Genomic DNA, 6,789 nt, shown 5'->3' on the forward strand with positions numbered 1-6,789 from the left:
GCAACTGCTGAGGGGATAGACTGCGGCGGCGACAGAGGCAACGGCAGCGGCGTCGGCAGCTGTGGTAGCGGTAATGGCGGCTGGCAGGGTGTTTTTCGCCTGCTTGCTACAGCAGTTCGCCGTGGCGGGCGATGTAGCGGCGTTTTGCCAGCTGGGTGAGCGCGATGTAGGCGGTGACGATGCCGATGAGCAGCGCGAAAAAGCTTGTGGGCAGCGTCATGAGGCCGAGTGCATCGGCGATGGGGCTTGCCGGCAGCCAGGTGACAAGCGCCAGGCCTAGCACGGTGAGCGCGCACAGCGCGGGCGCGGCGTGGTCGCGCGGGCTCGGCAGGCGCGGGGAGCGCAGCATGTGGATCACAAGCGTCTGCGACCACATGGACTCGACAAACCAGCCGCTTTGGAAGAGCGCAGCAAAGGTCGCTATACCCGCGACGTTGCCCGTCCCGGCGAGCTCGGACCAGCTTGCGCCTACGGTGGCAGGGCACACCACAAAGAAGAGCGCGGCGAAGGTCACGATGTCAAACAGCGAACTCACGGGGCCCAGCTCGAGCATAAAGCCCTTGATGGACGCGGCATCCCAAGCACGCGGGCGGGCAGTCCAGGCGTCATCGACGGTGTCCCACGGCAGCGCGATGCACACGATCTCGTAGACGAGCGATAGCAGCACCAGCTGCAGAGCGCTCATAGGCAAAAACGGCAAGAACAAGCTCGCGACGGTCACGGACAGCACGTTGCCAAAGTTGGAGCTCACCGTGGTCTTGAGGTACTTGAGCAGGTTGCCGTAGGTGCGGCGGCCTTCGATGATGCCGCGCTCGAGCACGCCCAGGTCCTTCTGAAGCAAGATGATATCGGCGGATTCCTTGGCAATATCGACGGCCGAATCGACCGAGATGCCGCAATCGCTCGCACGCATGGCGGCGGCGTCGTTGATGCCGTCGCCCATAAAGCCCACGGTGTGGCCGAGCATCTCGCGCATGACACGTACCAGGCGCGCCTTCTGCAGCGGCGAGAGCTTGGCGAAGAGGTGGGTTTTCTCGGCGCGCTCGGCAAGTTCGGCGTCATCGAGCGCATCGATCTCGGAGCCGAGCAAGACGTTGCTCGCATCGATACCAATCTGCTCGCAGACGGTGGCGGCGACGCGGTCGTTGTCGCCGGTTAGGATCTTGACCGCCACGCCCTTGGCCTCGAGGGTGGCGACGGCGCCCGCGGCACTTGCTTTGGGCGGATCGAGGAAGGCCAAAAAGCCCATCAGCACCATGTCGCACTCGTCGGCGATGCCAAACTCGCCCACGCAGCGCGGATTGGTCTTCTGCGCCACGGCAATTACGCGTAGGCCCTCGGCGTTAAGTCCGGCGATCTGCTTGCGAATCTGGGCGAGCTTCTCGTCGGTGAGCGGCTGAGCGATGCCATCGATCTCGACAAAGGAGCAGATCTCGAGCATTTCCTCGGCAGCGCCCTTGGTAACCATCTGGGTTTTGCCTTGGGCGTCGGCGACAACTACGCTCAGGCGACGGCGCGAGAAATCGAAGGGAACCTCGTCGACCTTGGTGTAGCGGTCGCGCAGGCTCTGGCCCAGCATGGAATCGGGTGCGACGGTCGAGGGCGTCACATCGGCACGGTCGATTACGGCCAGGTCGATAAGATTTTTGAGGCCGGTCTGGAAGAAGCTGTTCAAAAACGCATGGCGCAGCACGCGCGCGTCCTCGTTGCCATCGGTGTTGAGGTAGCGCTCGAGCACGATGCGGTCTTCGGTGAGGGTGCCGGTCTTGTCGCAGCACAGGACGTCCATCGCTCCGAGGTTTTGAATCGCCGGCAGCTCCTTGACGATAACCTGGCGACGGGCGAGGTCCTTGGCGCCCTGCGACAGGCTCGTGGTCACGATGACGGGAAGCATCTGCGGCGTGATGCCCACGGCCACGCTCGTGGCGAACAGCAGCGCGTCGATGACGTTGCCCTTGGTGGCGGCGTTGATGGCAAAGACGGCCGGCGCCATAACGAGCATCAGGCGCACCAGCAGCATGGAGACGCTCGAGACGCCGCGGTCAAACGCGCTCTTTTCGCCGCGCCCGTTGAGCATCTTGGCGATGCCGCCCAGGTAGGTGTCCGAGCCGGTGGCAACGACAAGCGCCATGGCGGCGCCGTTTTGCACGGAGGTGCCGGTAAAGACGATGTTCTTGCAGGCAGAGAGTGGCAGTGCGGAGCCGTCGGCGCCCTCGACGACGGTGACGGCGGTGGTCTTCTCGACGGCCTCGCTCTCGCCGGTGAGTGCGGACTCGATCACAAACAGGTCGCGCGCGGTGATGATGCGGGCATCTGCCGGCACCATATCGCCGGCAGAGAGACGGATTACATCGCCGGGGACGAGCTCGTCGAAGGGGATCTCGATGCGCTCGCCGTCGCGCAGGGCGGTGCAAGTGTTGGAGACCAGGTCCTTGAGGGCCTCGGCCGCATTGCCGCTGCGGGCTTCCTGGATAAACTTCATGCCGCCCGATACCAGCAGCATGGTGCCGATGACGATGACCGTGGAGGGGTCGCGCTGCGGTTCGGGCACGGCGAGCACGTCGATGTAGAGCGAGACCAGTGCGAGCGCGGCGAGGATGCCGGCGAAGGGATCGATGAACGCGTCGGCGATGCGTCGGGCGAGCGTTTTGGTCGTTGCCTCGATGGTGTTGGGGCCGACGGCGTTCAGGCGCTCAGTTGCCTGCTCGACGGTGAGGCCGTTTGCCGTGGCGTCAAGCAGTACGAGGGCGTCCTCGGCACTATGGGTGGCGGCGAATATGGTGTTCTTGGACAGGCCGGTATGAGCGGCAGGGCGCGCCGTGCGGCGGCGCTTGGAGATGGCTTCGAGTACCGTGACGGTTTTGAGCATCAGCATAGGGTCCTCCTTGTTGAGGGGAGTTAGCGTACGTGTCGTATTTGCTTCAAAAAACCTAGATGTCGCTCACGTCAAGCTCTTGAGCCCACAAAGGGTGCAGCGCGCCTTTGCGGTGGTTTTGGCGATCTGCCGGTGGCGTTTATGCGTGTGCGGAGTCCTCGCGGCGTGCCGAGGGCGACATGCAGGTTTTTCGACTAGGACTGCCTTCCATGGCACACCTCCTAAAGGCTGAGCGCAGCGCGCTTTGGGTATCTCGTACCCCTTTTTAATCCGCCCGTATTCTTGATGAGGGGGTTTGACATGTCAACCCCATTGTTCGGAAAACCATTCCCCCTGACAAAGCCTTTACAGAATGCCGTGGCCCCAAAGCGCGCCCGCATCGACGCTTCGCCTGCGCTAAACTGGAAGGCACGTACGCGATTACGAGAGGAGCCCGCATGGAGGCTTACAAGCAAGAGTTCATCAAGTTTATGGTCGAGTCCGACGTCCTTAAGTTCGGCAGCTTTACGCTCAAGAGCGGCCGTCAGTCCCCGTTCTTTATGAACGCCGGCGCTTACGTGACGGGCTATCAGCTCAAGAAGCTGGGCGAGTATTACGCCCAGGCCATCCACGATAACTTTGGCGACGACTTTGATGTGCTGTTTGGACCGGCCTACAAGGGTATTCCGCTGGCCGTCGTGACCGCAATTGCCTACCACGAGCTGTACGGCAAGGAGGTCAAGTACTGCTGCGACCGCAAGGAGGCCAAGGACCACGGTGCCGATAAGGGCAACCTGCTGGGTTATGAGCCCAAGGACGGCGACCGTGTGGTCATGGTCGAGGACGTTACCACCAGCGGCAAGTCCATCGACGAGACCTATCCCAAGGTCAAGGCTGCTGCCGATGTCGAGATCAAGGGCCTGATCGTGTCCCTCAACCGCATGGAGGTCGGCAAGGGCGGTGTGACCACCGCGCAGAAGGAGATCGAGGCCAAGTACGGTTTCCCCGTCGCGAGCATCGTCTCCATGGCTGAGGTCGTCGAGACCCTCTACAACCACGAGATCGACGGCAAGGTTGTCATCGACGACGAGCTCAAGACCGCCATCGACGCCTACTACGAGCAGTACGGAGCACGTTAGTTACGGCGTTTTACCAAACGCCGTAACTGCTCGACGCTGCGCGGGCCGCATTTGGACAATCTGACGTTCAACTTCAAGGGCGCGACCAGAAGGTCAGCGCCCTTTCGTTTCACGTCACCTTGTCTCAAATGCGACCCGCTCGCTGTCCGTTCTCTACCTGCGGCGTCGTCTTGCTCCGAATGCGGCTCGCTCGCTGTCGTTGCCGAAACATCGGCGTTGCCGGACTAGTCATTGGGGACGTTCATAAATGACTACTCAGGAATGAGCGTGGATAATCTCCCGTTTTTGGCCTGTGTGCGGGCTCAAAGTGGGAGATTATCCACGCTCGCTTTAATTTGCCTGGGTTGCGATGCCTATCTAATCGGCTCGGCGTCTTCCCTGAGAATCGAAAGATACTCTTCATACCCGTACTGCCGGTATCTCTGTCTTGACTCGTCGAGCGGACGGAGGATACCCAATTCTTCAAATGATTTGACGAGCGAGCTCGCGGTACTCCTGCCGATATCGAGTTGGGCAGCGATGAATGCGGTGTCGACGATGGGGTGCTCTTCAAGAATGCCCAACAGCCTTTGCCCGTTTGCAGCAGTCCTTCCGAGATTTTCGGTAATGGTTGCTGTGGAACGGTTATGGAGGTCAACAAGGTTTTTTAAAGACCCTACCGAGTCCTTCGCACTTTCGAGAAGACTGTTGCAGAAAAACTCTATCCATTCCTCGTAAGTGCCTCTCTCCCTTACGGATGTGAGTTGCCGGTAGTACTCGCTTCGATTTTTCTTGAACTGGAACGATGGATAGAACAAGCAAGAATGAAGAACGCCATCATTGATGAGCATAAGTGTAATGAGAAGCCTGCCCAGGCGACCGTTTCCGTCTAGGAATGGATGGGCAGTTTCAAATTGGTAATGGACGAGCGCCGCCCGCACAATCGGATCCATTTCGACTTGAGGCTCATTGATAAAGCGTTCGAGGTCCTGGAGCGTGTTACTCAAATCTTCAATGTTTGGAGGGACAAACGATGCGGTTGCAATGGTGCAGCCTGAGGGGCCAATCCAGTTTTGTGAGGAGCGCAGCTCGCCTGGATTCTTCTCCGTTCCGCGCACTCCGTCCAGCAGGACCGCATGAACTTGCCTAAGAAGTCTCGTGCACAAGGGCATCTTTTTGAGCAGTTCTACGCCGCGGTCGACAGCACGGACGTAATTCACGACGTCTGCGACATCTTTATGATGGAGTTGTGTTTGCGATGGACTAAGTAGGTCGTCAAACGTGCACTGGGTTCCCTCAATTTGCGAAGAAAGGAGTGCTTCTTTGCGCACGTACATTGTCAGATACATATCGGCGTTGGGAACAAAGTAGAGCATGCCTTCAAGCTCTCCAAGCTTTCGTGAGCATGCGGAAAGCGTGCGATAGGTTTCCTCGGTGAGGTTTAGCTGCCTCAATGATTGCAAGGGCGTTGGAAAAAACGAATAGTAAGCCAATTTCCCCGATAGATTATTGCGGAGCGTTCCCTGGCCGTTCTCCTCGATTTGCATCGCGCCCTCCATATCTTTAGTGCCGGAAACTCGTTATTAGGCCAATCATATCAATTCTAATAACGAGTTTAAGGATTAAATAGTTATTAGAATTGATGTAAACAATCTAATGATGAGAAGTCGTTATTACTTGACCATGGAGCTCGGCTTGGTACAAGGGGGGTTATCCAAAATGAGAGCGGATAATCTCCCGTTTTTGGCTCGGTGACGGCCTCAAAGTGGGAGATTATCCACGCTCGTTAGTTAAGCGTCCGAAAATCCACACTCGCCAAACCTACCAAAAAGGGACAGGTTTATTTTGGCACGTTTCGGTCGGTATCAGGAAGTGTCAGGGACGGGGCGGCGGCAGGACTCGAGAGCGAAAAGAAGTATCGGGTTTGGCGTGCCCGCTTCTGCCCGTCCCGCGCGTGGGCGATACTCGGCTTATCGAACCGCGATGCAAAGGAGATGCTCATCCCACGAGCACTACCGAGAAGGGCTTGCGATTCGAGTCCCCACCTTAGCATTTGAACCATTTGGCACTATAATTACCGTAGGCATGCGCACAACGTTGCGCTTAATCAAGAGGAGAAAACGTATGGGTCTGTTTGATATGTTCAAGAAGAAGGCTGAGCCCGCGGCTGCCGCTGCTCCGGCCTCCATCTCTGCTTCTGCCGGCGCCGACGTGCTGTGCTCGCCCGTCAAGGGCAAGGTCATCAAGATGGCCGACGTGCCCGATCCCGTCTTTGGTGGCGAGGTTCTGGGCAAGGGCTGTGCCGTGTGGCCCGAGGACGATCTGGTCTACGCTCCCTGCGACGGTAAGGTGACCGTCACCATGGGTCACGCCGTGGGTCTGCAGTCCGATAGCGGCATCGAGGTTCTGGTGCACGTTGGCGTCGATACCGTCAACATGAACGGCGATGGCTTCGAGGGCTTCGTCAAGGCCGACGACGTTGTGAAGGCCGGCCAGCCCATACTCAAGATCGACCGCGCCAAGATCGCCGCTGCCGGTTACAAGGACTGCGTCGTGGTGGCCGTGTCCAACACCGCCGAGTTTGCCGACGTCGAGCTCACCGTTGAGGCAGAGTCCGCCGTCGCCGCCGGTGACGCCATCGTTAAGGTCGTTCGCAAGTAAACTGCGGCGTTCAAAGGATGTGCAAGGGTGGTCGGGTTTTCCGGCCACCTTTTTTATTGCACCGTGGGGAAGCGTTTTATTGCGGCTTATAGGACAAAATGTGTGTCCACGTTGGGGGCATCGGCGCAGGTCGATGCCCCTTTTTCAGCCGTTTAA

Annotated in this window: 4 protein-coding genes; 2 read left to right on the forward strand and 2 right to left on the reverse strand. The window is 58.8% G+C overall.

What is annotated here, in order from left to right; genetic code table 11:
- Positions 1 to 106 precede the first annotated feature (106 nt).
- Positions 107 to 2,875 carry a magnesium-translocating P-type ATPase gene (mgtA, locus tag AB5164_RS05095; RefSeq protein WP_368142792.1) on the reverse strand — a complete coding sequence of 923 codons (2,769 nt, stop codon included), beginning with the start codon at positions 2,873 to 2,875 and terminating at the stop codon, positions 107 to 109.
- Positions 2,876 to 3,312: 437 nt separating this feature from the next.
- On the opposite strand from mgtA, the gene pyrE reads away from it, so the two are divergent.
- On the forward strand, positions 3,313 to 3,993 hold the full coding sequence (pyrE, locus tag AB5164_RS05100; RefSeq protein ID WP_148332521.1) for an orotate phosphoribosyltransferase: 681 nt from the start codon (positions 3,313 to 3,315) through the stop codon (positions 3,991 to 3,993).
- Between the two features lie 353 nt (positions 3,994 to 4,346).
- Here the strand turns inward: pyrE and AB5164_RS05105 are convergent, their stop codons facing one another.
- Positions 4,347 to 5,519, reverse strand: a complete 1,173-nt coding sequence (locus AB5164_RS05105) for a Fic family protein (protein ID WP_035136612.1) — start codon at positions 5,517 to 5,519, stop codon at positions 4,347 to 4,349.
- A 577-nt stretch (positions 5,520 to 6,096) separates the two neighbouring features.
- Here AB5164_RS05105 and AB5164_RS05110 point away from each other — a divergent pair.
- A complete protein-coding gene (locus tag AB5164_RS05110; RefSeq protein ID WP_035136613.1) occupies positions 6,097 to 6,633 on the forward strand; it encodes a PTS sugar transporter subunit IIA in 537 nt (178 codons plus the stop codon).
- The last annotated feature ends 156 nt before the right edge of the window (positions 6,634 to 6,789 follow it).

Source organism: Collinsella aerofaciens (genome assembly GCF_040915425.1).
Lineage (GTDB): Bacteria > Actinomycetota > Coriobacteriia > Coriobacteriales > Coriobacteriaceae > Collinsella > Collinsella aerofaciens_BW.